The sequence below is a fragment of the Burkholderia sp. 9775_39 genome (genome assembly GCF_015712225.1).
GTDB lineage: Bacteria > Pseudomonadota > Gammaproteobacteria > Burkholderiales > Burkholderiaceae > Burkholderia > Burkholderia cenocepacia.
This window is the reverse complement of record NZ_JACCQC010000103.1, coordinates 1-409: the sequence shown is the minus strand read 5'-3', so window position 1 is coordinate 409 and position 409 is coordinate 1. Positions and strand designations below refer to the sequence as shown.

At 68.0% G+C, this 409-nt stretch carries 1 pseudogene; it reads right to left on the bottom strand.

Annotated features, from left to right (window positions below):
* Nucleotides 1-409 (bottom strand): annotated as a pseudogene (locus H0X90_RS35465) (NAD/FAD-binding protein); the annotation flags it as partial.

Here is a 409-nt window from a genome sequence, read left to right as displayed (position 1 = left end):
GCCTCGCACCGGCGTGCCGACACGCACATCGGCCAGCCGGCTGGCAATCGCCTGCACATAGCTGCGCGCGCCGCCTTTGACGGTACGCCAACGCGGCCGGTTGAAGACCTGCAGCAAGCCGTGGTTTAGACAGAATCGAAGGAACGTTTCGGCTGGAAATGCCAGGATCTCGCGGCTCGGCGTCGACCAGATTGCGGCCGCCATCGGCAGCAGATAGTGCGCGCAGAACGGCTCGCCATAGCGGCCGGCCGCCAGCAGCGCGCCGAGGCTGTGGCGCTCGCTTCGGGCCACCGCCAGGTTGGTGTGCGCCTGGCGGTTGAAGCGCAGGATGTCGCGCAGCATCGACAGGAACCGCGCCGACACCAGATTGCGCGGCTGCGCAAAGACCGTGCTGAGGCTGGTACCGGCC